The following is a 26,293-nucleotide window of genomic DNA, read 5'->3' as shown; positions in this document are numbered from 1 at the left end:
AAGTACAAGCACATGCATTTGGCGTATATCTTATCATGAAAGGATGATCATTGAATGGAGATATTGTTATATATTGCTGCATTAATTGCTGCAGTTGCTTTTGCGGTGCTAGTAATATATTTGGCAATGACACTAAAAGCATCAACGCGTACACTTAATAATGTAGCAAATACATTAGAAGGCCTTGAAAAACAAATGCAAGGAATTACATCGGAAACAACGGAATTATTACACAAAACTAATGCTCTCGCAGAAGATGTTACTAAAAAAACAGCTAAATTAGATGGCTTATTTGATGGTGTAAAAGGAATTGGGGAAACTGTTCATGATTTTAATCAAACTTTAAGACAATTTTCTTCCAGTGTTTCTAGAGCTGCAGCTGATAATCAAGATAAGGCGTCACAAGCAGTAACATGGGGAGCAGCTTTAATGGATTTAATAAAAAAGAGAAAATAATAGGGAGGAATTATCATGGCAGAAAATAGTGGCAAAGATTTTGTTGTAGGTGCAGTTATCGGAGCAGCAGTTGGTGCAGGATTAGCGTTGTTATTCGCCCCTAAGTCAGGTAAAGAACTACGGGGGGATATCAATCAAGGTACAGTGCAAGTTCGTGACCGTGCTTCAGAGTGGAAAGATGTTGCACAAGCAAAAGGTCTAGAATGGAAAGATATTGCACAAGCAAAAGGGCAAGAATGGAAGGAAGTTGCTTCCGAAAAAGGGTCCGAATTGAAGGGGAAAACGAAAGAAATCACTTCAAATGTGCAGTCTAAAATTCAAGACATCCGTGATAAGAGTGCTAAAGAAGAAAACACAGATGAAGTAAATGAAGAGAATACAGAAGAACAGAATTAATATAATAAAGGATGTCTTGCAAAAGGTTAAATACTTTGCAAGACATCCTTTTTCTTAATCCCAGACTATAGATAAACGATCTCCATCCATTATTGGTTCATAAAAAGTAGTAGGCTCATTGTTTTTCATCAACATAAACCTTCCATTAGCATTCGTTAAATCTATATCTACATATCGAAATGCATCTTGAAAAATGAATGGTTCTATAATTTTATCCTCAATCGTAATTTGGTCGTTATGATAAATGATCTCATCTAACTCTAAAACCTTATCCTTACGTTTTATAGTTAGTTGAGGTTGTTTCATGATTACTGATTCAGAATTAAATGTTACCTTTAATTGATGATAATACTTTTTATTCATTTGTTTTAATAACATGGCCACCGTTGGGGTATTTTTAGGTGAAACAGTTAACCGGTCATTTTCTTTTAGCTTGTAGTGTAAAGTAACTGGCTTCTCGTTTACTAAGATTTGTGTTTCTGCTAGTGTAAAGCTGATTTTTTGGTTATTAACAAATACTTCATATTGTGCATCGTCAGGTATTTTTTCGGTGCTAACTATCGTGAAAAAGTCTTGTAACGTTCTTGGTGTACGTACTTCGATTACATCTCGATCCTGAACCAAATAGTCGATATGTTGTTTCATATTATTCACAAAATAAGCCGACTTTAATTCAAAAGGATTATTATTATATAGGATTTTCACAGGTGGAATGTAACCGATTAGTTCTTCTATCCTTATTTCAGGGTGTTTACCATCCATGCCTTTTTTTATTTCAATGAAATCACCGTTTTGAACAGCTGTATCAACTGTAGCTTCCTGATTATTTAAAAGGATAGTAGGAGCTTTTCCAAACTCACCTGGTAATGTGATTTGTTTTCCATTTAGAGTAATAATGGAAGCTATTCCTGGCTTTCCATATAGTTTATTAATTTCTATCCCAGCGTGAACTAAGCAATCACCAATGGATAATTCCTTCATTTCAAACATTCGAATGGTTCTTTCGTTCACTTTGATGGAAATATAATGAATTGGATTTTGTTTTGCAGCAATTGCAATACCAATAGGAGTTACATAATCAGGTCCTTTTGGTAGGTTTTCCGTTTTCTCAAGTACATGAATTGCATCAATATCACGTATAGCAACTCGGTTTGTTGGTAGTTGTAATTTACTAGCTAATCGATTCGTGAAGTCAGGTGTTTGGCTTCCGCCTCCAACTAACATAACAGCCTTTGGTTGTGTACCGTTTAATACAAGTATTTCCTCGGCAATGGACGATGCAAGTTTGTCTATACTTTCGTCTATGTCTTTTATTAATTCTTCATAGCTAATAGTTGATTCAAATCCTAAGATATCTGCTACGGTAGCTTGTCCTTCAATAACGATTTTTCTTTTCGTTTCCTCTGCTAAAGGAAAATCTAATAAATATTTGTCACTCACGGATTCTGTAATCTCATCACCCGCAATTGGAACCATCCCGTACGCAACTACTGTCCCAGCGTTTGTTATTGCAATATCACTAGTTCCAGCACCAATGTCGACAAGAGCAACATTTAGCCTCCTCATCGATTCAGGAATTAACACTTGAATTGCAGCAATTGGCTCAAGCGTTAAAGCATCCATTTCTAAATTTGCTCTAGTTAGAGCAGAGATGAGTGATTCTACTACTACTTTCGGTAAAAAAGTTGCGATGATTTCAACAGATGCTTCTAGTCCACTTTGGTCAATGAGGGACCCTATTTTGTTTTGGTCAATTTGATAGTAAAGCACGGAATAACCCACACAATAGTAATTTGCGTAGTTATGATTTTCTTCTGCGGCAAGTTTGTTCTGTGCTGCATGTACGGCACTTAATTCTAAATGCTTGATGGTTTCTCTATCAGTAATAGGTTTTTGATTTAATTCTAGTCTAGCGGTGGAAGTTATTGTCTTTAGCGATCTTCCAGCAGCAGCAACACAAACACGATTCAGAGGCCCATGCTCTTTCTCAAGTGTTTCTTTAACATCCCGTATCACTCTTGTTACTTCTTCTACATGGTGAATTTGACCATCGAGCATAGATCTTACTTGATGTTCCTTCACACAGTAATCAATTAGTCGGTACATTTTACCCGCTTTTTCTAATATGATTCCAGTTACTGAACGAGTTCCAATATCTAAAGCAAATATGTGATCGTCCTTCATTATGTATTTCCCCCTATAAGTGAAAAGCTTAGGCAACTACTAAATTTTAGGTAAGTAATGTCAGTTTATCTCTTTATTATTATAAACTTAAAGATGACAAAGAGAAAATTATTAGCTATAATTGTGTCACATTATGTAGAAATAGTAGTATTCCTTTCAGGAGGCTTTATAGATGACTTACAATGAGTTGGACCAATTAAGGAATCGCCTAGACGATGTGAATTTACAAATACTTGAACTTGTGAATTTGCGAGCAGCTATCGTAAAACAGATTGGTCAAATTAAAAACAAACAAGGAATTAAGCGATTTGATCCAGTAAGAGAAAGAGAAATGCTAGATCAACTTATCCAGCATAATAATGGTCCATTTGATAATTCTACGATTGAACATATCTTTAAAGAAATTTTTAAGGCAGGATTAGAATTAATCGAAGTTGACCATCGGAAAGAGCTATTGGTTTCCCGCAAGCGTAAACCGGATAACACCATTATTGATATTAAAGGTGAAAAAATAGGGAATGGAAATACTCACTTTGTCATGGGACCATGTGCTGTTGAAAGTTACGAGCAAGTAAGAGAAGTGGCTAAAGCCGTACAAGCAAATGGAATCAAACTGTTCCGTGGTGGAGCATTCAAACCGAGGACTTCCCCTTATGATTTTCAAGGCTTAGGTATTGAGGGGTTACAAATCCTTCGAAAAGTAGCAGATGAATTCGATTTAGCAGTAATAAGTGAAATTGTTAACCCTGCTCATATTGAAACAGCGCTTGAATTTGTGGATGTCATTCAAATTGGAGCAAGAAATATGCAGAACTTTGAATTATTAAAAGCAGCAGGGGAGGTAGATAAGCCTGTATTGCTGAAACGAGGGTTATCGGCAACAATATCAGAATTTATTAATGCTGCTGAATATATTATCTCTCGTGGTAATGGTAACATTATCCTTTGTGAGCGTGGTATACGCACATATGAGACGGCGACAAGAAATACGTTAGATATATCCGCTGTACCAATATTAAAACAGGAAACTCATTTACCTGTCATGGTTGATGTAACACATTCAACAGGTAGAAGGGATTTACTCATTCCTACTGCAAAAGCAGCACTTGCAATCGGTGCGGACGGCATTATGGCTGAGGTACATCCAGATCCAGCTGTTGCATTATCTGATTCAGCCCAACAAATGGATATCCCAATGTTTGAAAACTTTTTACAAGAGCTTTCTAAATATGTTAAGACGATTAGCTAAAAGGGTTTGATTCAGGTAGGGTCAAGCCCTTGCTTTTTTGATAAATTTTTTGTGTTTTTTTTCATGGTAGAGTATGATAATGAAAAGAAGATTTGTGTCGATTGGACGGAACTAGGAGGTAAAGGAAATGACAGTAACAATATATGATGTAGCAAGAGAAGCAAATGTATCGATGGCAACCGTGTCCCGTGTTGTTAATGGTAATCCAAATGTTAAACCAACAACTAGAAAAAAGGTATTAGCTACAATTGAACGGCTAGGATATCGTCCTAATGCAGTAGCAAGAGGACTAGCAAGCAAGAAAACTACAACCGTAGGTGCAATTATTCCCGATATTTCTAGTATATTTTTTGCAGAGCTAGCTCGGGGGATTGAAGATATTGCTACGATGTATAAATATAATATCATCCTAAGTAACTCGGATCAAAATAAGGATAAAGAACTGCAATTAATTAATACAATGCTTGAAAAGCAGGTTGATGGTATTATTTTCATGGGCGGGAATATTACTGAAGAACATATCCAACAGTTCTCTACAGCTTCCGTACCTGTCGTTTTGGCAGCAACATCGGATGAATCAGATTCTAATCCGTCTGTTAATATTGACTATGAAGCTGCTGGATATGAGGCAACGAAATTTTTAATAGAAAAAGGAAATAAGAAGGTTGCTTTTATTTCAGGAAAAGAAGTATATACCATTAACCAATTGAAATATCAGGGGTATTTACGTGCTTTAAAAGAGGCTTCTATTCCAGTAGTAGAGGACTATATTATTCATGGTGACTATACATATAACTCAGGGATGAAGGCAATAGAGAAGTTTATGAGCCTTCCTGATAAGCCAACAGCAGTATTTGGTGCTTCCGATGCTATTGCATTAGGTGCAATTCACGGTGCTCAGGATCTAGGACTTCATGTTCCAAATGATATCGAAGTATTTGGTTTTGATAATACGAGATTGGCTACAATGGTTCGACCTACGCTATCAACTGTTGTTCAACCAATGTACGATATAGGGGCTGTTGCTATGCGCCTATTAACGAAGTATATGAACAAAGAAGACGTGGATGAGAAAAAAGTTGTATTACCACACCGTCTTGTTGAAAGAAACTCAACAAAATAAAAATAATGTCGATATAAACAATAAAGCGATTTTATGTAGCAGAAGTTGGGGAGAGGGAATATGAGAAAACGAGATTTATTAACTCCTATCGGCATTACCATAGGTTTTATCATGATAATGGGGGCAATACTTTCAAATGCCGGAACAGAAGGCTTTGTTTCCTTTCTTGATCTTGCATCTATTCTTATCGTCATTGGTGGAGTAGTTGGTTCCTTACTTATAAACTTTAATGTTAATCAAATTAAATTAACCGGTAGAGTCATTAAAGAATCCTTTCATCAAAACGAACGTCAACTGCCAGAGTTAATTAATCTATTTATTCGACTTTCCGAACGTGCTAGAAGAGAAGGAATACTAGCTCTAGAAAATGAGCTAGATGAAGTAAATGAGCCATTTATTAAAAAGGGTATTCTCTTAGCTGTTGACGGTATTGAACCAGAAGTAATTCAAGATATAATGAATGCCGAAATCACGGCTATGGAAGAACGTCACTTCCGTGGAAGAATGATTGTTGAGAAATGTGGTGAGTACGCTCCAGCTTGGGGGATGATTGGTACATTGATTGGTCTTGTGCTAATGCTGAATAACTTAACCGATCCAGCAACATTAGGACCAAGTATGGCGGTGGCACTTTTAACTACCTTGTACGGTACTGTTCTTGCTAATTTAGTATTTATTCCTATGACGAGTAAGTTAGAGAATAAGACAGAAGAAGAAGTATTTATCAAACAAATTATCATTGAAGGTGTCATTGGCGTACAATCTGGTCAAAATCCACGAATCTTAGAAGAAAAACTAGGTGCGTTTCTATCAGAAGATACAAAATCTAAAGAGACAGTAGAAGAGGGTTCATCATTCGTGGGGGAGGGCCTAAATGAAGCGTAGAGAAGGGAGAAATAAAATCAAAAAAGGTGCACCAAAATGGATGGTTACGTACTCCGATATGGTCACATTGATTCTTGTTTTTTTCATTCTATTATTCTCTATGTCCCAAATTGATGCGACAAAATTTCAAGCAATTTCTGAATCGTTTCGAAATAGGATGATATTTGACTTCTTTCCATCTCCAGTTCCAATGGATAATCCTACTGAAAATACTAGTACAGAAGAACGGGGACAGAGTACGAATGAATTCGAGTTACCAGTAGAGACTGAGGAAGAAAGGGAGACTGAAACGGATACTACTTCCGTTCAAACAGATGACTCGTTAGATAATTTGATGGATGAAGTTGAGAGCTACTTAGATGAACATGAACTAAACCATGTGGTTTCAGCTACTCGGACCGAACGAGGAGTCGAGTTAGTTCTGCAGGATAGTATTCTGTTTGATCCAGGTGAAGCGGATATTTTGCCGTCAGCTTTGCCATTCCTAATGAAGGTTGGAAATTTACTTTCACGAATATCTAATGATATCAAAGTTGAGGGACACACAGATAATGTTCCAATGTCTAGTTACCGATATCCTTCAAACTGGGAGTTATCTGGTGCTAGAGCTAGTAGTGTCGTTAGGTTTCTAGTAGCAGAGAATAATCTGAAAGAAGAGAGATTCTCGATTACAGGCTATAGTGATACGAAACCAATTGTGCCAAACGAAAATTCTAGTAATCGAAGTAAAAATAGAAGAGTGGAGATAGTCATTCTAGATGAAGATTATAAAGTAGACTAAAGGAGTTGAAATTATTCAACTCCTTTTAACTTGGGTATATTTAAGTAGACTCTTTAGTGTATACTGATTTTTTTCTTCGATTTCTATTTTTCTTGGGATGGCTGGTATGATCTCTTCAGAATCATGCCAAGTAAGTGGTAAAGTAGTGGGTGCATCTTTTTGCCACTTATTAATCCATTCATTAGGTAGTACACCGTTTTGGGGCTTTTCATCTTTCATTATATTCCAGACTTGAGCCCATGCTCGTGGTACTACTCGCCATATATCATAGCCGCCACCCCCAAGCGCAATCCATCTTCCATGACAATATCGCTTACTAATCTCCAAAGCTGTTTCTGGGATTTTTTCATAGATTGCCATAGAACCACATAAATGGGTTAACGGGTCAAAAAAGTGAGAATCTGCACCATTTTGTGTGACAATAATATCCGGCTGAAAAAACTCAGCAATTTCTCGTAAAGCGGTTTCATAAATGGATATAAACGATTCGTCTTGTGTAAAAGCGTCAATCGGTAAGTTAAAGCTGTAACCATGGCCTTCTTTAATTCCTCTTTCATTTACATTTCCCGTTCCAGGAAAAAGATATCTACCTGTTTCATGAATGGAAAAGGTGCATACGTTTGGATCATCATAGAAAGCTTCTTGCACACCATCACCGTGATGGGCATCTGTATCAACATATAGTACTTTTAGTCCGAAGAATTCACGTATATACTTAATAGCTATAGCGGCGTCATTATAGATACAAAACCCTGAAGCCCTATTTTTAAAGCCGTGATGAAGCCCCCCTGCAAAATTAACAGCCTGTGTAGCTCCATTTTTTAGAACAGCATCTACTGCTGTTAGTGTTGCACCAACAATCTGCGAGGATGCTTCATGCATATTGGGGAAAAGTGGAGTATCCTCTGTCCCCAATCCGAACCTGGTTAATCTCTCAATAGGTGATTGTTCTGCGGATTTGACAGCATGAATGTACATAGGATCGTGAATGAGTGCAATTTCCTCATCTGTTGCAGACCGTGGTGTAATAATTTGCTCTGGTAATAGTTGGTTAGATGCCTCTAATAACTCCTTTGTTAAAATCAAGCGTATCTGGTTAAAAGGGTGATTGTCATGAAAGTGATAGTTTAGTAATGATTGATCAAAAACAAATTTCATGTGTTGACTCATAGTCTAGGCTCCGGTATATTATTGGGCCACATAAGTTCATAACCACTACTTCTCAAATCTCGTATGATTGGTTGTGGATTCATCGTCTGAACTCGGAAAACTAATATTTTATATTCAGGATTGTTCTTATAAGGATAAATTAAGACGGAAGAAATATTTACTCCATGATTCCCAAATACTGACGCAACCTCAGGTAAGATTCCTGGTTTATGAGGAACTTTCACCTCAATGTGGGAACCTTGGACATGGGTTCCAGTTAGTTGAATGAGAGTATATAGTAAGTCTTTCTCTGTTATAACACCAACTAGTTTCTCATTACTCACCACGGGTAAACAAGCAATTTCACGGTCATAAAATATTCGTGCAACTTCCTCCACAAAATCTAATGGGTGTGCTGTCAAGACAGGGCTACTCATAATAGTAGAAATTTGTTTATCTAAAACACTTTTATCCGTATCAGTTGTGAAAATTGATGGACTAGCATCACGAATATCTCGATCGGAAACAATCCCAACTATATAATAATCTTCATCTACTATCGGTATATGTCTAATTTTATGATCTACTAATAATTGATGTGCTTTTGCTATTGTATCTGTGGATCCTAATGTAATGACATTACGATTCATTATATCTTCAACATGCATTATAGTCCCTCCCTAAGCTCTCTAAATTGCTGACGTTTTAAAAATCTTAATGAGTCAAATTGTTTTATAGAATCTTCATCCACATTTGTCCCAATTCGTACCATTAAACAGTTTGCTGGATGTGAGATTATTTCAGGGTCATCTGTTGGGGCGGGTAAAAGATTTCCTGATGCCATCATTTTCTCCATTACTTTACGATATTCCCATACACTTAGATTTGTCCCCTTTAAATCCCAGTGCCAATAATATTCAGTGGAAATAATGATATAGTTTTCCATGAAAGGGTCCATCATAGAAGCCTTTAATAGGGCAGAGGCTACTTTATTACCACGATAAGCAGGTATAACTTCAATTGCGCCTAACTCTATTAAATTCTTCATTTGAAAGGTTGACCATCTTTCAAGTGGATCAGGGTGTAAATAGGTCACATATCCGACAATCGTATCATTTTTTCTAGCAACAATTATTCGTCCTTCAGGTAAATCAGCAATACCCAATAATGCTTGGAATTGTTTTGCTGCAGGACGAAAAGAGGTTAGCTCAGAGTGGAAATTATATTTATTCATCTCAGATGATGGAATTGGCCCTTCGATAATTAAAGTGCCATCTATCACAGGGTGCTCTATTTTATTGTATGTTTTTATATGTTCCATTTAGTTTCACCACTCAATTTTAGTGTTAGTATCATTATACAGGATTATCGTTGTAATTTTTAGTCTTTTTATTGATAAAAAAAAGAAGAGGCATTTTGCCTCTTCTTAGTCATTACCATTGCCGTTACCATTACCATTTCCTCCACCATTACCATTATCATTGTCCTCACCAGATGCAGGTTCATCCTCATCTTCATCTTCTTCGTCAGGATCTGGTTCTTCTGGTGTATCTGGTTCCTCTTGATCACCTGGATCTTCTTCAGGCTCTTCAGGTTCTTCAGGTTCTGAAAAATCACCAATGATTATTTCAGGAGAAGCGGAGGATTCTAATCCAAAGTAATCCACGGCTTTAACATGGTATACTCCTTTATTAGAAGGTAATGAGAATTCAGTTCCAGTAGAATTGCCAATTAATTCAAATGCACTTCCTGGCTCACTAGCTCGATATACTCTGTAGCCAATTACATCCTTACTAGTAGAAGCAACCCATGTAAGTCTATTTCCGTTATTATTAAGTGCAGTTGGAGTGCTTGGTGCAGCTCCATCATCTTCTACTATTGCTTGTTGTCCTTCGATATTCGGGAAGCTAATTTTCTCCCAAGCCTCTCGACGGAAGGAAGGGTATAGCTGTGTTATATCTTTAAGCTTGTCGTATTCATTTCTAATTATCCATTCCGGATTAAAGGATATTCCATCATCTTGAACAAACTCTTTTGGTGTGTTAGGTCCAGCTAATACAGCCTTTCCGTCTACTAAGACATAAGATCCTTGAATTAAACTATCATCAACTTGTGTCGGTACAAAGTTAATATTGAATATATCACTAGATACCAACCCTGCCTCTGTACATAAGTCACTTGGTAGCATTCCTGAAGTAGCACAAATACTTCTAGAAACAATTCCTTCAGGACGTTGGAACGATTCTGATGGTGCTACTAATTCAGGTCTAATATCTGAAGCAGCATTTATAAGTTCTGCCCATAAGTCTATATTCCGGTTCGTATGGTGCATACAGCTGTTACATACTAATGATTGACCTATTCTGTATCCTAGCCATGCACCCATTGTTACATTTGGATTTGTTCCAACAAAGTGCACATCATGTGTAAATTGTGAAGTACCAGTCTTTCCAGCCCAGTCTACGTTTTTGTATTTTAACTGACCAGGGAGGTAAGCTGCTGAACCTCGGGATACTACATCTCGCATAATATCAAGCGTTAAATAACTAGTCTGAGGTGAGAAGACATCTACAGATTCACTCTTATGTTCATAAATTACCTCACCTTCCTGGTTGGTAATTTTATCGATCATATAGGCATCTACAAACTTACCGCCATTTGCCAGAGTGACGAATGCATTAGTATTTTCTTCTATCGTTATACCAGTTGAAGTACCACCTATTGCAAGTGCGGGATTGGCGTACTCGGCGTCACCAAGTGAAGTAATTCCCATCTTACGTAAATATTGGTCAACTGGATTATCTTGATTGAACTGGGTATATATTTTTATTGCAGGAACATTATACGAATGGACTAAATGTTCTCTAACAGGTAATATTCCATGAAATCTCTCATCAAAGTTTCCAGGCGTATAATTTTTACCATCGCCTGTCCGCCAAGAAGTTTCAACATCTGCAACTGGTGTTCCTGGCTGGACTATACCTTTTTCCATTGCAGGGGCATAAACTAAAATTGGCTTCATTGTACTACCGTTAGAACGTTTTGCATCGGTAGCAAAATTCAACTGATTATCAAGGCTAAATCCACGGCCTCCTAGGAAACTAATAATTCTACCTGTTGAATTTTCAATTAAAACAGCACTTGCTTCTACCCGCTGTCTTTCAATTACCTCTCCCGTTGTTGGATCCGTTATACTTCCAGTCCAATCAGGGCCATAATTTTGGAAATTTTGTGCCACTACTTGAAAGGCATCATATATTTCCTTATCGATAGTAGAATGGATGTTATAACCATTTCTACGTATATCTCGTTTTGCTAATATTTGATATTTCCCTAGAAGCTCGTCATCAGCTTGCAAATCTTCTTTCGTATACCCATCCTTCTCAGCAAGGTAATACATAAGTATTTCCTTTGCTCTTTTTTCCAATTCAACTGTCAAGTAAGGGTATTTTTCCAATGGAGTTTCTGATTCGGTAATAAAGTCTGCAACAATATCATATTCCAATGCAGCATTATAGTCTTCTTCGTTAATTTTTTCTAATTCATACATACGGCTCAATACCGTTTTCATACGGTTAATACCCGGTTCTAGTCCCTCCGAATTCTTCAATCCACCACCACTTTTATATGGTGTGTAGTATGATGGACTTTGCGGTAGACCTGCTAAAAAAGCAGCCTGTGGTAAATTAACTTCATCTGCATCAATCCCAAAAATCTCTTGGGCAGCTGTTTGTACTCCGGCAATATTTCTACCATTAGCACCACGGCCGTACGGAATGATATTTAAGTATGCCTCTAAAATTTGATCTTTTTCAAAAAATTGTTCTAAACGCATGGCTAGTAATATTTCCTTAGCTTTACGTTCAAATGAAACTTCGTTAGTTAGAATTTGATTCTTAATTAATTGCTGTGTTAATGTACTACCACCAGACTTCATTTCAGAATTCGTAAACTCCTGAACTAATGCACGGATAATGGCTTTTGGTACAATACCATTATGCTCATTAAAAGTTTCATCTTCGGTAGCGATTACTGCATCAATTAATGTTTCAGAAATATCTTCTAACTTTGTTTCTTCACGATGCAGATCTGATTGGATGTCACCAATATAAACATCACCTGCAAAATATAATTTCGATGTTTCTTCATAGTTATAGATATCTTTTTCCATACTTTCATATGGACGGATTGGTTCGTCTTTCACTAGTGAAGCAAAGTATCCGAAACCTATACCTACACCAAAAAACATCCCAACGATCCCTATTACGATAAAAAATAATATTACGTTCCAAACAACATCATATGTAATTCGGGATGCACGTTGAATTTTCCCAGTGCTCCAGACCGTTTTTACTTTGGTTCCAAGTTCTTGGATAAATTGTTTAAAATCCACGATAAAACCTCCTATTATTCCAAGCATAATTATAGCATAGTCACTAGAAAAGTAGGTACAGTAAATTAGTAAAAGATTGCTTTTTTTAATTTTATTTAATATGATATGTGTAATACTATATATTAACGCATTGAAGGAACTAGTAGTATAGCAAATCCCTATTGTAGAGAGCTGGTGGTTGGTGTAAACCAGTATACATTTGCATACGAATTACAATTCTGGAGCAATCTTAATTAGCCTACTGGTGAAATTAGGACGGTGAAACCATCGTTAACAAGACCAAAGTGGCAAGTTTATCTTGCAACAAGGGTGGTACCGCGTGTTTAAACTCGTCCCTTATTATTTATAAGGAATGGGTTTTTTTGTTTTACAAGAATAAAGTTGGAGTGTGATTTAGATGCATATTTTAGAGGATTTAGAAAAAAGGGGTTTAATTAATCAAGTAACCGACAGAGAAGGTCTAGAAAAACACTTATCTGAAAATGAAGTGACATTGTACTGTGGATTTGACCCAACAGCGGATAGTTTACACATTGGACACTTAGTTCCATTAATGATGTTAAAACGATTCCAAAAAGCAGGTCATAAGCCGATTGCTCTAGTTGGTGGTGGAACTGGTATGATTGGGGACCCAAGTGGTCGTTCTTCAGAGCGTTCGTTAAATACAGAGGAAGTTGTAAAAGGGTTTAGTGACGCCCTGAGAAAACAAATTTCAAAAGTGCTTGAAGTAGATCAGGATGAAAATCCAGTTGTTGTTCGGAATAACTATGAGTGGTTAGGCAGTATGACTATTATTGATTTCTTGCGTGATGCTGGAAAACATTTCGGTGTGAACTACATGTTAGCAAAAGAATCTGTATCTGCTCGAATTGAACAAGGGATCTCTTTCACAGAGTTTAGCTACATGATCCTGCAATCACTTGATTTCCAAAAGTTATTTACACAAGAGAATTGCACCCTTCAAATTGGTGGTAGTGACCAGTGGGGGAATATCACAGCTGGTATGGAATTAATTCGTCGGGCAAGAGAAAATGAGGAAGAAGAAGTAAAGGTATTTGGTCTTACGGTTCCTTTAATCACAAAAGCAGATGGAACAAAGTTTGGTAAATCGGCTGGTAACGCAGTTTGGTTAGATGCTGATAAAACAAGTCCATATGAATTTTACCAATTCTGGATTAATACAGATGACCGAGATGTGATGAAGTTTTTACGTTACTTTACTTTCTTGAGTGAGGGTGAGCTTGCTGAACTCGAAAACGAAGTAGAAAATCATCCTGAAAAGCGTGTTGCACATACAAGACTTGCTGAAGAAGTAACTAGAATGGTTCATAGCCAGGAAGCAGTAGAACAAGCACAAAAGATTTCAGCGTCATTGTTTAGCGGGGAATTAAAATCATTATCAGCAGATGAGATTGAACAAGGCTTTAAGGATGTGCCAACGTTCCAAGCAGACCAAGAAGATATAAGTTTAGTTGATTTATTAGTGAATGCTAATATATCTTCCTCTAAACGCCAAGCTAGGGAAGATATTACAAATGGTGCTGTATACATCAATGGAGAAAGAGAACAAGATCTAAATTATGTTGTATCAGAAGCTGATCGTATTGAAGGAAAGTTTACTATTATTCGAAGAGGGAAGAAGAAGTACTTCTTAATTAGATATAAATAAAATAAAAGCTGCATATGGGATTTTCCCATAAGCAGCTTTTGTATATATAATTAATTATCCGCGCATAAATCCACCTTCAGAATGGATAATTTGTCCAGTTATCCAACCTGCTTCTTCACTTGCTAAAAAAGCAATAACTCGTGCCACATCCTCTGGTGTCCCAATACGGCCCATTGGAAATTTGGGTAATAGATGATCTCTAATATCATCATTCATCCAGGTGGAATCGGTTGGCCCTGGATTCACTGCATTAACTGTTATTCCTAATGTTGCAAGTTCTTGTGCCAATGACCTTGTAAAGGCAGAAATAGCACCCTTAGTTGCCGCATAGGAGAGCTCTTCAGCCATAGGACCTAAATCTTGTCCTGAAGTCATATTAATTATTCTTCCAGAGTTTAAGTCAGCACCCTTAAGTAGGCGAGCAAATTCAACACAAAGAAGAAAAGTTGATCTCATATTAACCGCATAATGGTCATCTAATGTTTTAGCATCGAGTAGCATATAACCATCTCTAGTAGAATGGGCAGCATTATTTACTAAAATAGAAGGAGTACCTAATGTTTTGGTTACAGTATCAAGTATAGTAACTGCTGCACTTGCATCGGTTAAATCAATATTTATTTGTTCACAAAGAACACCCATTCTTATAATTTCTTGTTGGAAGTTCTTTATCCAATCTTCATTGGAATTCCAATGAGTAAAGAAAATATTAGAACCTTGTGTAGCTAATTTTTTACAGATAGCTGTTCCGATATCTTTAGGATTACTCGCTCCTGTAATAACTGCAATTTTGTTTTCATTATAAGACATATGTTTACCCCCAATTTATTTATAGGGAAACCGATATGGGTTATGGAGATGTATGTTCTTCGCATAAAAATAAGCAGAACCTTAGAGGTCTGCTTAGTCTCTGGAATTTTATAACTCCACACCTAGCATCCCTGAAATGATAATAAAGGCTAAAAATAGACAGACTTCCCCATAGGAAAGGGTAAGATTATCTATTTATTACTAATTATTAGTCACTAAAGGTTTTGCCACATATAGAATTTCAATTCTCCTTTTTATACATCTCTATTTCCATCATACTTTCTCAAGTGGTAAAATACAACATCACATTTACCATCACCGCTACCGTTTGGGGTGCATTAGTGTTAAAGGACAGCAAGTAGAACTATCTTTGACTCTCCATAAAAGCTTTTTCTTCTTCAGGTGATAGTATTCCAGTAGCCTCACCTATTGTTCCACCCTGTAATGCCCAGATAGCATTGTGGTCCTTATCAGCAGATGAGAAATCACCATTTGCCCATTTTTCTAGAATACTTTTATACGTCTCCTTATGTTGAAGATTTACTACGTCTAGACCCTCAAGTAACCAATATACTCGATCTGGAGTTATTTGATAATAACCCCATTTTTCCTCTGCCGCTACCTTTTGATGACTCATACCATGTATATATTCCTGGTAGTCTATATCAGTTAACTGGTCAATTGATTTTATTTGTCCAAATGGATTTAGACCTTTTTCTTCGTATGAGTCTAATTGTTCATCAGTAACCGAGCCGCCTGTAGCATCTCGAATATCTTCTAAACTATTTGTGCTAGTATTCTTATTTGCATTGCTATCCTTTATATCAGACACAATTATAAACCCGAAAAATCCTATCACCAGTATAGCGGTAATTGATAATACGACTATAATCCATTTCAATCGAACTACCCCCTAATATGTAGTCTAATATATAATGATACTCTTTCAAATAAGACCTAATTACTAATTACATGAGTGCCATTAAAATTTATCCGCTGAGTTAGATCAAATAGTAGCTAAGTCTATGAGGGGTTGGGGATAAATCTGAAAGAAGAGCAAAAGAAAAAACTCTGAATTCCAGACAATCTGGAATTCAGAGTTTTTATTGATTTTATTAACGAGAATAGAATTCTACGATTAATTGTTCTGTAATTTCAGATGGTAACTCAGAACGTTCTGGTAAACGGTTGAAAGTACCTTCTAATTTATCAGCATCAAATGTTAAATATTCTGGTACGAAGTTATTAACTTCAATCGCTTCTTTCACGATATCAAGGTTTCTTGATTTTTCGCGAAGGCCGATTACTTGACCAGGTTTTACTAGGTATGATGGAATATCTACGCGTGAACCATCAACTGTTACGTGACCGTGGTTTACAAGCTGACGAGCTTGTCTACGAGTACGTGCAAGACCTAGACGGTAAACTAGGTTATCAAGGCGAGAATCAAGAAGAATCATGAAGTTTTCACCATGAACACCTTTCATTTTACCAGCTTTGTTGAATAATGTACGGAATTGACGCTCGTTCAAACCATACATAAAGCGTAGTTTTTGTTTTTCTTGTAATTGTAGACCATACTCAGAAAGCTTTCTGCGTTGGTTAGCTCCGTGTTGCCCAGGAGCGTAAGGGCGTTTGTCTAGCTCTTTACCAGTGCCAGTTAATGAAATGCCAAGACGACGTGATTTTTTCCATACAGGACCTGTATATCGTGCCATAGGACATTTCCTCCTTTATATTTTATTTGCATAAAACAAAGATCCAACCGTGACCGTTCCAATAGCCATTATGTTTTCATGTACCATCGCTCCAGCAGCTGAGAGTTACACGATACACCTCTTAAGAGGAACAAAATGGACAGAGTGGTGATTCACTTAGGCTGCCTTATTATTTTACACAAGGAATAGTATATAATTTTTTAGAGCTTAAGTCAATGATTCTTTTTTATAACAGGAGATAGCTATCAATAATTTAGCATGCTAAAGTGGTAAAATCTACTCTGTTTATTATATAATAGATTGAACAGATATAAAATCCTTTGATAGGTGATTATAATGAAAGAGAAAATTCTACGAGAAAAATTAAAATTAATGAATTATGACTTGCTTACATCAGTATCACCTAATAGTAAGGAATACTTTTACGAAAAGCTTTCCAAAAAAATTAGTGATATCTTGAGTATAGATTTTACTGGAATATATTTATATGATGATTGGAACAAACATTTTAAGTTAGCTTCGGAGTCGGACTTATTAGCAGAGTATGTGTATGATCCTCAACTGACTTGTAGGAAAAGTATAGTAAACGGTGAAACATCTATTAAATTTAATAAGAATAATTTTATATTATCTTCTTATACTGACATTGATATCTTGCCATTGACTCTATCCAATGGACCTATGGCTATCATTGTTTTAGGTGTTGCCTTAAATGACGCCATTACAGAGAATATGAAAATGGTATTAAGAGAAGAAATCGAAAACGGATTACTTGTTGCAAATGATATTCTACAAACAAAAATTAATGAAGAGAGAAATAGAATATTATTTGAGTTAACGGCTAAGTTTTTAGTATTGAATAATAAGACAGATATCTTAACAGAAATAATAACAAGTGCTCGAAAATTTTATCCGGATTATGACTATTATCTGTTGTTATCACAAGACCATGATGAGTCAGTTGGATTACCTATAAAAGCAATGGAGTTAGGAGATAATTCTACTAATCTTGCAAGTTCACAAGCTTTCCTAAAAGGAGAAGTACAAATTGAGGAGATAGATCACAAACATACGTGTGTATATGCCCCGTTAAAAGGTTTTCAAGGTGTATATGGCGTAGTACAAATAATTGCTCCATCTAAAAATGTATTCTCAAAAGATGACTTGGATTTTATATCGAAGTTTGCCAATACGGCTGGTAAGGCGATAGAAAGTACGATTCTATATCAAAATTCAACACATCTAGTGTCGGATTTAATATTAGTTAATGATTTGACCCATCAATTAAATTCAAACTTAGAGTTGAAGGAGATAACAAAGTTAGTAAGAGATCAAATTTTTAAAATTTGCCAGGCAGAGGAAATTGGATTTGTATATCGAATGCAAGAGACGACACAAGATTTTGAAACAATCGATGGAAGCACATCGTTTTTTAATTCAGTGGAAGGGCGAGGGTTTACTCGTCATTTAGTGGCTGAAATGCTGAAACGAAAAGAAGCTATTTTCTACGGAGATTATAAGCATGGAGATGGCAACGTTCCTTATCATGCTATGATGGTGTTACCAATGGAAAACGCAGGGTTAATCAATGGGATAGCAATAATACTTCATAAAAATCCCTACGCGTTTTCATTTGACCAATTTAAATTGTTACAATCTATTATACGGCATTCAACATTAGCTTTTGTTAACACCATTCTTAAAGACCAATTACAAAAGCTAGTCTCAACCGATTATTTGACTAAACTGTATGCTAGAAACTACTTGGATGAAAAAATTTCTGAGCATATGAACAGCGGTGAAACGGGAACGTTAATATTATTTGATATAGATAATTTCAAGCAAGTTAATGACTCGTTTGGACATTTCGTGGGAGATGAAGTAATCAAACAAGTAGCGGAAATTATTAAGTCAACTATTGAGAAGAAGGATATCGCTGCACGTTGGGGCGGAGAAGAACTTGCCGTTTATTTACCGGGTACAGAGATAAATGAAGGTGTGCAAATTGCCAGAAATATTAATACTCAGGTAGAGAATTTCACAGAACCTAGGGTAACATTATCTGCGGGGGTATCATCCTGGACTTCTACCAATGAAGATTCTGCTAGAAGCTTCTTTATACGGGCAGATAAAGCATTGTACGAGGCTAAAAGCTATGGGAAGAATTGCGTTGTTAAATATAGCCTAAAAGATCAAGAAAAGGATAAACTTCGACTGTGAAAAAGAGAGGATGTCAATATTGACATCCTCTCGTCTATTAAATGTGCTTCGTTAATTCTTCTACAAACTTTTCAAGATACGTTTGATCAGTTTCATCGAATCGGTTAAGTATTGGACTATCGATATCAAGAACACCAAAAACTTTACTGTCTTTAAGCACAGGGATAACGATTTCGGATTTACTAGCACTGTCACAAGCAATGTGACCAGGGAATTGATCGACATCTTCTACTCGTTGCGTTTTTTGTTCTTTTACAGCTGTCCCGCAAACGCCTTTTCCATAGGCTATACGGATACAAGCAGGTAACCCTTGGAATGGTCCAAGAACTAGTTCATCATCTTTCCATAAGTAGAATCCAACCCAGTTTGTCTGATCTAGGAATTGGTTTAGTAAAGCAGAAGCATTCGATAGATTAGCGATAACATCGGATTCACCATCTACTAATGCTGATAACTGTTTGATTAATAGCTCGTAATCTTTTATTCTATCACCGGAATATAGGCTATTTTGAAACATAAGAATTCATCCTCCTAAATTTGTCAAAAATATCCTATTCAAATATGCAGGATATTTTGCTTTTTTGTCGTATTTATAATAGTAACAGGTTAGATTTGTGAAAGGAGTTGAACTTTAATGAAAGATACCCCTACTAAAAGAAAAGTGGTTGAGGCTGCTTCTTCTTTATTTTATCAAAAAGGGTTTCATGGTACTTCTGTTCGTGATATCGCTGATAAGGCCTCTGTGAATGTATCGTCGATTAGTTATTATTTTAAAGGAAAACAAGGCTTATTGGAATACGCTGTTTCAAATTATTATGAGGAATACCTGGCTATCATTGAAGCAACTCTAGACGAATTAGAAGATGATACCCCGATTGAAAAAATGAAAAAATTAATACATAATATTATACAATATAAACATACCAATCTCCAATTATCTTGTTTTATCCACCGAGAATTATCGATGGATTCAGTTTTTGTAAGGGAGATGGTAGTGACCTATCTTGCAAAAGAGAATTTTATCATCGGAAATACATTCTCTGCGGTATTTCACGGTAAAGAGGATAAACATAAAGTAGATCGTCATTTTCTACAAATGCAGCTTAAAGGGATGTTAGTTACACCTTATATATTACAGAATGAATGGAGAAGTCAAGTGGTAGGTGAGTATTCCCATACGCTATTTGTAAATAGATATGTTCATACAATCCACCAATGGTTGGATTATATAACTAAATAAACTAGCTGAAAAGGTTGTAGTTTACAACCTTTTTTTATGGGGAATTTGATATTCACCTATACTAGAATACAAATTCAGGTATTATTTGACAAAATATCGCTTTTTTCTTTGATTTTTTTAGCCAAAAATCGCATATACATGGTATTATTAAGATTATAGTAAATAGGTTATTATTAAATCTTATTCGTTTTTATAATATAGATAGAATTTCTTCTTTGGATTTTTAGGGGGCTTTACTATGGAAATTATTATTGGAATTATACTTGTTGTTATTGCGCTAATCATTATAAGCCTTATTATGAGGAAGAGAGTATATGATTTTGTCGATCGTCTTGAGGGTTGGAAACTAGAAGTGATGAATCGTAATGTTTCTGCTCAGCTTACAAGAATTAAAGCTTTGAATCTATCAGGAGAAACACAGGACAGATTTGAATCTTGGAAGGAACGTTGGGAATTTATTCTCTCAAAGGATTTGCCTGATATTGAGGAGTATTTATTTGATGCGGAAGAAGCAGCAGATCGATTCCGATTTACAACCGCAAAGAAGATTCTTCGTAAGACGGAACAGAATCTACAGTCAATTGAAAAGGATATTGAGAAAATTCTTGTTGAACTGGATGAACTTGTTGAATCTGAAGAGTCAAGTCGCAAGGAAGTAGAATATATCCAACCTGCTTTAAAAAACTTGCGGAAAAAAATCGCACAAAATCGTTTCCAATATGGAAAGGCAGAAGTTCGGTTTGAAGTTGAAATTGACGAATTAAATGAGCTGTTAGGAAATTATCATGATTTAGTTGATTCTGGAAACTATACAGAGGCAAAAGAAGTGGTAGACACCCTAAAAGAACGTCTTGATCTGTTAGAAGTAGAAATTGATGAATTTCCGGAAATTTATCGAGCTTGTAAGCAAGAAATACCTTCACAAATAGATGATCTTTATGCTGGAATTAAAGAAATGAAGGAAGAAGGATTCCGGATTGATCATTTAGGATTCGAAAAGGAATTACAAGGCTATCAACAACGTCTGTTAGATTGTGTTAATGCACTTGAAAAAGGCCAAGCAACCGATGCAAAGGTTTTACGGAAAGAGATAGAGGACCGTATTCAAGAAATGTATCAACTCCTAGAGAAAGAAGCTATTGCTAAAAATTATATGGAATCGCAAGTTACAAGCTACCAAAAATCTATTGGTGAAATTGCTGCTTCCTTTGAAGAAACAAAAGAAGAGGTTAACACCTTGAAGCAAACATATTACTTTGATGATCAGGATATGGAGAAGTACTTATCATTAGAGAAAAGTATTACTCAACTTCAAAAAGTTTATGATGAAGTGATAGAAGGTTTGGAAAACGATGGAAAGCCTCATTCCGAATTACGAGAGAAATTAGAGTCAGGCTTTTCACAGTTAGAAGAACTTTTTGAGAAACATAGTGACTTTAAAGCAAGTGTATATAATCTTAGAAGAGATGAAATTGAAGCCAAGGAAAAATTAGCTGATATTCGCGAGCAAATTAATGAAATCAATAGAAAAATTAAAAAGAGTAATATTCCAGGTGTGCCAAACTTCATTTGGAATTCAATGGATGAAGCATTAGAAAAAAATAATCACGTACTAAAATCACTTGAAAAAAGCCCGCTGGATATTTCGGAAGTACAACGTTCACTAGCAGCCGCAAAAGCTGCAGTAGATTTATTAATTGAACAAACTGAAGTTATGCTGGATCAAGCGCACCTAACTGAACAAGTCATTCAATATGCAAACCGTTATCGAAGTAAATACCCTCTACTTGCTGCAAAACTCTTAGAGGCTGAGAATTTATTTAGACACTTTGATTACGAAGTCGCTCTGGAGCAAGCTGCAAGAGCTTTAGAGGAAGTTGAACCAGGTGCATTAAAACGCATTGAAGAAAACCAGTTAATATTAAAATAAGATTAGTCAATAAGGCTGCTTTAGGAAACCAATCTCCTAAAGACAGCCTTCCGTTTTGCATAAATTGGTCGTTACTTAAAGGGGAGGATCTTATGATATATCTAGATAATAGTGCCACAACTAAACCACATCCAGACGTTTTACAAAGCTTTCAGGCAGTTTCTACTAGCTTTTTTGCAAATCCCTCCTCCATCCATCAACTTGGCGGACAGACAGAAAAGTTATTACTAAAATCAAAGGAACAAGCTGCTGCATTACTACAAGTGCGAAACGATGAAATTATTTTCACCTCAGGGGGGACTGAAGGTAATAATATCGCAATTAAAGGAATTGCATTACAACATCAAGGAAGAGGGAAGCATATTATTACGACTGAAATAGAGCACCCTTCCGTATATGAGGCTTGTAAAAGTTTAGAAACCCTAGGTTTTAAGGTGACCTATTTGCCAGTAAATGAACATGGTGTTGTTTCTGTTAAAGAAGTAGAACGTGCTATCCAACAGGATACAATCCTAATCAGTATTATGTATGTCAATAATGAAATAGGTTCGATTCAACCAATTGAGGAGATTGGTGAATTAGCGAAAAAACATCCTAAACTATTCTTCCATGTTGATTATGTCCAAGGATTAGGTAAAGTACCATTGACTTTAGAAAATAGTGGTATTGATTTATGTACAATGTCAGGACATAAAATACATGGTTTGAAAGGAACTGGACTACTGTACTGCCGAAATGGAGTAAAGCTTTTTCCTTTATTTCATGGTGGAGATCAGGAGCATAAAATTCGTTCTGGAACAGAGAACCTTGCAGGTGCAGTTTCATTAGTCAAAGCGTTGAGGCTAATTAAAGAACGAGAAGCTAAAGGATCTAAGGAGTTAGCATACCTGCATCATTATCTTCGCGAGGAATTGCTAGCAATTGATGGTGTATCGATTAATACACCTGAACAATCCGCACCTCATATTATGAACTTTTCAATCCCAGGATTAAAACCAGAGGTAATGATTCATACTTTAGGAAAACAAGGGATATTTATTTCAACAAAATCCGCATGCTCTTCAAAGGATTTAGATGAAAGTAGAATAATTAGAGCATGTGGTTTCCCTGCTGATCGATCAAAATCAGCACTACGAGTAAGTCTAAGTTATGATAATACACTAGAAGAAATTAAACTATTTATAAGTAAATTAAAAGAAGCATTAACCCAATTAAAAGAAGTAATGGAGTAGATAACGATGGAATATGATCATATATTAATACGCTATGGTGAATTAGCACTTAAAGGTAAAAACAGAAAAAAATTCGTAGATAAGTTACAGCAAAATATCCAACACAAACTTACTGACTTTCCAGATGTTAAGGTGAAAAGAACTCAGGGAAGAATGTTTATTTTATTGAACGGACAAGCTCCTGAGCCAATTATGGATAAGGTTAAAAATATATTTGGCATTCATAGCCTAAGTCTAGCTATAAAAGTTGAAAATGAACTTGAAACAATTAAAGAAGCAGCATTATTTGCTTTAACTAACGCTGAAAAAATTAACACGTTTAAAGTGACAGTAAAACGAATTAATAAAGGTTTTCCGGTTCGCTCGCAGGAGTTAACCCAAATGCTAGGTGGACACCTGCTCAGCAATACAGAAACTTTTACAGTGGATGTACACCAACCTGATATAGAAGTTAAAGTAGAAATAAGACAAGAAGCAACTTATATTACTTCCAGTGTAGTAAGAGGTGCAGGTGGTCTTCCAGTAGGTACATCCGATAAAACATTATTACTCCTGTCAGGTGGAATTGACAGTCCTGTTGCAGGATATCTTGCGATGAAACGTGGCGTACAGATTGAAGCAATTCATTTTGAATCTCCACCATTCACAAGTGAACGAGCAAAACAGAAGGTAATTGATTTAGCTGAAAAACTAACCAAATTTGGTCCAAGTATTAAGATTCATATCGTTCCATTTACTAAGCTACAGCAGCGAATCTTCCAAGAAACTCCGGATGGTTATGGAATGACTGTAATGAGAAGAATGATGTTACGAATAAGTGAGCGTGTTTGTCAAAAGGAAAATATTCTTTCCATGACAACAGGTGAAAATTTAGGACAAGTAGCTAGTCAAACAATGACAAGTATGAATACGATTAATGAGGTAACGAATTACCCCATTATTAGACCGCTAATTACGATGGATAAAGATGAGATTATCAATATATCTCATGCGATTGATACTTTTGATATATCTATTAGGCCCTATGAAGATTGCTGTACGATCTTTGTTCCGAAAGCTCCAAAAACAAAACCTAAGAAAGACCGAGTTAACTATTTCGAATCAAAATTTGATTACGAACCGCTAATTCAAGAAGCGTTAGAAGGTATTGAAGTGATCCGAGTTTCCGATCAGAATAAAGCCGAGGATGCATTTGAAGGATTATTCTAGTTTGCTCATCTATAATTAGCAACACTTTCCAATAAAAAATATGAATGAAGCACCTCCTTTTCGCACAATATAAGCGTACCAAGGAGGTGAAATACCATGGCAAACAACAACAACTCAAATCAGTTGGTAGTACCTGGTGCACAACAAGCACTAGACCAAATGAAGTATGAAATTGCTACAGAATTTGGTGTTCAACTTGGTGGTGACACAACTTCTCGTGCTAACGGATCTGTTGGTGGAGAAATCACTAAGCGTCTAGTTCAAATGGCTGAACAACAGTTTGGTGGATATAACGGTTAATAACAATTAAATAGGATAAATGGCTAGGGCTATTCTCATAAGAGAGTAGCCCTTTTAAATTTTTCATATGTAAGTATAAAATTGGAAACTTGTGGCAAACTACCCATATTAATTTGTGGAGTTGGAAATATGACTTGGGTTATCGCGAGTTTAACTTTATTAATATTGATAGTAATAGTTCTTATTCTAAAACTTAAAATAAGGATTTATTACTGTTATCAAAAAAATAATCATCACCTCCTGATTGATGTTTATCTTGCAAAACTACGAATGTTCCAAAGGAAAGTTAATTTGAGTGAACATACTCCCAAGGATTATTCCAAATTGGTTGATGTACTCCAAGACATGAAAGATGAAGAGTTTGTTGGGTTGAAAAACCTTTTAAACAATGCAATTGAACAAATAAAAGAAGCCCAAAAAATGCTACGAATTATGATGAGTAGTATCGTTTTTCACCACTTTAGTTGGAAGACACATTTTGGTACAGGTGATGCTAGTTCAACGGGAATTGTGATTGGTGGAGTTTGGATGATGAAGGGCACATTACTTGGTGCTGTTTATGATTTATCCAATTTTAAGTGTGAACCCACACTTATGGTTACACCTCACTTTCAACAGAAAGGACTATATTCTGAGGTTGATTGCATGGTATCAATCCGTTTAGGAAAAGCTATACAGACCGCTGTGCGTCTGATACGAAACTCAAATGTAAATAGAGAAGCCTATTCTTAACTGATTTTCGAAGGAGGATTATTATGGAAGAACATCCAATTCAAGGTCTAATGACTACAGCCATGGAAAGCTTAAAAGATATGATAGAAGTAAATACCATCATTGGTGATCCCATCGAATCCCCAGATGGAAGCGTGATTATTCCGGTTTCAAAGGTTGGGTTTGGGTTTGCAGCAGGTGGTAGTGAATTCGTACCAGGTGGATCCAGTCCCCAAGGGGGAGATAGTGAAAGCAGTGGAAGCGAAGCGGTTTTTCCATTTGGTGGAGGAAGTGGTGGCGGAGTATCCATAACGCCTGTAGCCTTCTTAATCGTAAGCCCTAAAGGAATTAAAATGGTGCATCTCGATGAGAATACTCATATCTATGAGAAGTTAATTGATTTTGCACCTAAAGCTGTAGAAAAAATTCAGCAGTTATTAAAAGAAGGTAGTCAAGGAAAAGAAAAAGAAAATAAAGAAAAAGGTTCCGACAAAGCAAAGTCGAAGGATAAAGAAAAAGAAGATAAGGATAACAAAAAGGAAGATGATAAAAAGTCTGATGAAAAGAAAAAATCAGATGAGGAATCCTCTTCTATCTATGATATTTAATATAAACGGTGGTTTCTTTTTTTGTAATCA

General features: G+C 36.0%; 24 protein-coding genes and 1 other annotated feature. Of the genes, 15 read left to right on the top strand and 9 right to left on the bottom strand.

Annotated features, from left to right (window positions below; genetic code table 11):
* The first annotated feature begins 54 nt into the window (after positions 1-54).
* Together TE34_RS12370 and TE34_RS12365 are read left to right on the top strand one after the other, a co-directional pair.
* Positions 55-456 (top strand): DUF948 domain-containing protein, encoded by a 402-nt coding sequence (locus TE34_RS12370; protein ID WP_047985126.1) that lies wholly within the window; start codon positions 55-57, stop codon positions 454-456.
* A gap of 15 nt (positions 457-471) precedes the next feature.
* A complete protein-coding gene (locus tag TE34_RS12365) occupies positions 472-852 on the top strand; it encodes a YtxH domain-containing protein (RefSeq protein ID WP_047985125.1) in 381 nt (126 codons plus the stop codon).
* Positions 853-906: 54 nt separating this feature from the next.
* On the opposite strand, the gene TE34_RS12360 is transcribed toward TE34_RS12365, so the two are convergent.
* Positions 907-3,036: a cell division protein FtsA gene (locus tag TE34_RS12360; RefSeq protein WP_047985124.1), complete on the bottom strand. Its 2,130-nt coding sequence runs from the start codon at positions 3,034-3,036 to the stop codon at positions 907-909.
* 172 nt (positions 3,037-3,208) lie between these two features.
* Between TE34_RS12360 and TE34_RS12355 the strand changes: the two genes are divergently transcribed.
* The 4 genes from TE34_RS12355 to motS all read left to right on the top strand — a co-directional run bounded on the left by TE34_RS12355 (position 3,209) and on the right by motS (position 7,074).
* Positions 3,209-4,285, top strand: coding sequence for a bifunctional 3-deoxy-7-phosphoheptulonate synthase/chorismate mutase (locus TE34_RS12355; RefSeq protein ID WP_047985123.1), 1,077 nt, complete (start codon positions 3,209-3,211; stop codon positions 4,283-4,285).
* A 127-nt stretch (positions 4,286-4,412) separates the two neighbouring features.
* Entirely contained in the window at positions 4,413-5,408 is a 996-nt protein-coding gene (gene ccpA / locus TE34_RS12350; protein WP_047985122.1) for a catabolite control protein A, read from the top strand.
* Between the two features lie 60 nt (positions 5,409-5,468).
* Positions 5,469-6,293 carry a flagellar motor protein MotP gene (gene motP, locus TE34_RS12345; RefSeq protein WP_047985121.1) on the top strand — a complete coding sequence of 275 codons (825 nt, stop codon included), beginning with the start codon at positions 5,469-5,471 and terminating at the stop codon, positions 6,291-6,293.
* Positions 6,283-7,074: a flagellar motor protein MotS gene (gene motS / locus TE34_RS12340; protein ID WP_047985120.1), complete on the top strand. Its 792-nt coding sequence runs from the start codon at positions 6,283-6,285 to the stop codon at positions 7,072-7,074. Before motP ends, motS begins: the two co-directional genes overlap by 11 nt.
* A 15-nt stretch (positions 7,075-7,089) precedes the next feature.
* Here the strand turns inward: motS and TE34_RS12335 are convergent, their stop codons facing one another.
* The 4 genes from TE34_RS12335 to TE34_RS12320 form a co-directional block, all read right to left on the bottom strand.
* A complete protein-coding gene (locus TE34_RS12335) occupies positions 7,090-8,244 on the bottom strand; it encodes an acetoin utilization protein AcuC (protein ID WP_047985119.1) in 1,155 nt (384 codons plus the stop codon).
* Positions 8,241-8,891 (bottom strand): acetoin utilization AcuB family protein, encoded by a 651-nt coding sequence (locus TE34_RS12330; RefSeq protein WP_047985118.1) that lies wholly within the window; start codon positions 8,889-8,891, stop codon positions 8,241-8,243. The genes TE34_RS12335 and TE34_RS12330 overlap by 4 nt, the downstream gene beginning before the upstream one ends.
* Positions 8,891-9,544: a GNAT family N-acetyltransferase gene (locus TE34_RS12325; protein WP_047985117.1), complete on the bottom strand. Its 654-nt coding sequence runs from the start codon at positions 9,542-9,544 to the stop codon at positions 8,891-8,893. Before TE34_RS12325 ends, TE34_RS12330 begins: the two co-directional genes overlap by 1 nt.
* Positions 9,545-9,649: 105 nt before the next feature.
* Positions 9,650-12,616, bottom strand: a complete 2,967-nt coding sequence (locus TE34_RS12320) for a transglycosylase domain-containing protein (RefSeq protein WP_047985116.1) — start codon at positions 12,614-12,616, stop codon at positions 9,650-9,652.
* A 121-nt stretch (positions 12,617-12,737) separates the two neighbouring features.
* Positions 12,738-12,956, top strand: a binding site (T-box leader).
* A 57-nt stretch (positions 12,957-13,013) separates the two neighbouring features.
* Between TE34_RS12320 and tyrS the strand changes: the two genes are divergently transcribed.
* On the top strand, positions 13,014-14,285 hold the full coding sequence (tyrS, locus tag TE34_RS12315; RefSeq protein ID WP_047985115.1) for a tyrosine--tRNA ligase: 1,272 nt from the start codon (positions 13,014-13,016) through the stop codon (positions 14,283-14,285).
* Positions 14,286-14,339: 54 nt separating this feature from the next.
* Here the strand turns inward: tyrS and TE34_RS12310 are convergent, their stop codons facing one another.
* From TE34_RS12310 to rpsD, 3 genes are all read right to left on the bottom strand, one after another.
* The gene (locus TE34_RS12310) at positions 14,340-15,095 is read right to left on the bottom strand and encodes an SDR family oxidoreductase (protein WP_047985114.1); all 756 of its coding nucleotides are present in this window, start codon (positions 15,093-15,095) and stop codon (positions 14,340-14,342) included.
* A 364-nt stretch (positions 15,096-15,459) separates the two neighbouring features.
* Entirely contained in the window at positions 15,460-15,996 is a 537-nt protein-coding gene (locus tag TE34_RS20295; RefSeq protein ID WP_053075072.1) for a DUF6241 domain-containing protein, read from the bottom strand.
* Positions 15,997-16,210: 214 nt separating this feature from the next.
* Positions 16,211-16,813 (bottom strand): 30S ribosomal protein S4, encoded by a 603-nt coding sequence (gene rpsD, locus TE34_RS12300; protein WP_047985113.1) that lies wholly within the window; start codon positions 16,811-16,813, stop codon positions 16,211-16,213.
* Positions 16,814-17,149: 336 nt separating this feature from the next.
* On the opposite strand from rpsD, the gene TE34_RS12295 reads away from it, so the two are divergent.
* On the top strand, positions 17,150-19,033 hold the full coding sequence (locus TE34_RS12295; protein ID WP_053075071.1) for a sensor domain-containing diguanylate cyclase: 1,884 nt from the start codon (positions 17,150-17,152) through the stop codon (positions 19,031-19,033).
* Between the two features lie 37 nt (positions 19,034-19,070).
* Here the strand turns inward: TE34_RS12295 and TE34_RS12290 are convergent, their stop codons facing one another.
* On the bottom strand, positions 19,071-19,550 hold the full coding sequence (locus TE34_RS12290) for a GAF domain-containing protein (protein ID WP_047985112.1): 480 nt from the start codon (positions 19,548-19,550) through the stop codon (positions 19,071-19,073).
* A 117-nt stretch (positions 19,551-19,667) separates the two neighbouring features.
* Between TE34_RS12290 and refZ the strand changes: the two genes are divergently transcribed.
* The 7 genes from refZ (at position 19,668) to ytfJ (ending at position 26,263) form a co-directional block, all read left to right on the top strand.
* A complete protein-coding gene (refZ, locus tag TE34_RS12285) occupies positions 19,668-20,273 on the top strand; it encodes a forespore capture DNA-binding protein RefZ (protein WP_047985111.1) in 606 nt (201 codons plus the stop codon).
* A 238-nt stretch (positions 20,274-20,511) separates the two neighbouring features.
* On the top strand, positions 20,512-22,203 hold the full coding sequence (ezrA, locus tag TE34_RS12280; protein WP_047985110.1) for a septation ring formation regulator EzrA: 1,692 nt from the start codon (positions 20,512-20,514) through the stop codon (positions 22,201-22,203).
* A gap of 92 nt (positions 22,204-22,295) precedes the next feature.
* The gene (locus tag TE34_RS12275) at positions 22,296-23,435 is read left to right on the top strand and encodes a cysteine desulfurase family protein (protein WP_047985109.1); all 1,140 of its coding nucleotides are present in this window, start codon (positions 22,296-22,298) and stop codon (positions 23,433-23,435) included.
* 6 nt (positions 23,436-23,441) lie between these two features.
* Positions 23,442-24,644 carry a tRNA uracil 4-sulfurtransferase ThiI gene (thiI, locus tag TE34_RS12270; RefSeq protein WP_047985108.1) on the top strand — a complete coding sequence of 401 codons (1,203 nt, stop codon included), beginning with the start codon at positions 23,442-23,444 and terminating at the stop codon, positions 24,642-24,644.
* Positions 24,645-24,740: 96 nt separating this feature from the next.
* On the top strand, positions 24,741-24,944 hold the full coding sequence (locus tag TE34_RS12265; RefSeq protein WP_047985107.1) for an alpha/beta-type small acid-soluble spore protein: 204 nt from the start codon (positions 24,741-24,743) through the stop codon (positions 24,942-24,944).
* A gap of 291 nt (positions 24,945-25,235) precedes the next feature.
* Positions 25,236-25,676, top strand: coding sequence for a DUF2953 domain-containing protein (locus TE34_RS12260; RefSeq protein ID WP_162200024.1), 441 nt, complete (start codon positions 25,236-25,238; stop codon positions 25,674-25,676).
* A gap of 23 nt (positions 25,677-25,699) precedes the next feature.
* On the top strand, positions 25,700-26,263 hold the full coding sequence (gene ytfJ, locus TE34_RS12255; RefSeq protein ID WP_047985105.1) for a GerW family sporulation protein: 564 nt from the start codon (positions 25,700-25,702) through the stop codon (positions 26,261-26,263).
* The last annotated feature ends 30 nt before the right edge of the window (positions 26,264-26,293 follow it).

It is taken from the genome of Ornithinibacillus californiensis (assembly GCF_001038485.1).
In the GTDB taxonomy this organism is placed as follows: Bacteria; Bacillota; Bacilli; order Bacillales; family Amphibacillaceae; genus Ornithinibacillus; species Ornithinibacillus californiensis.
Note: the sequence above shows the minus strand (reverse complement) of the source record. Positions and strands in the feature narration are given on the sequence as shown.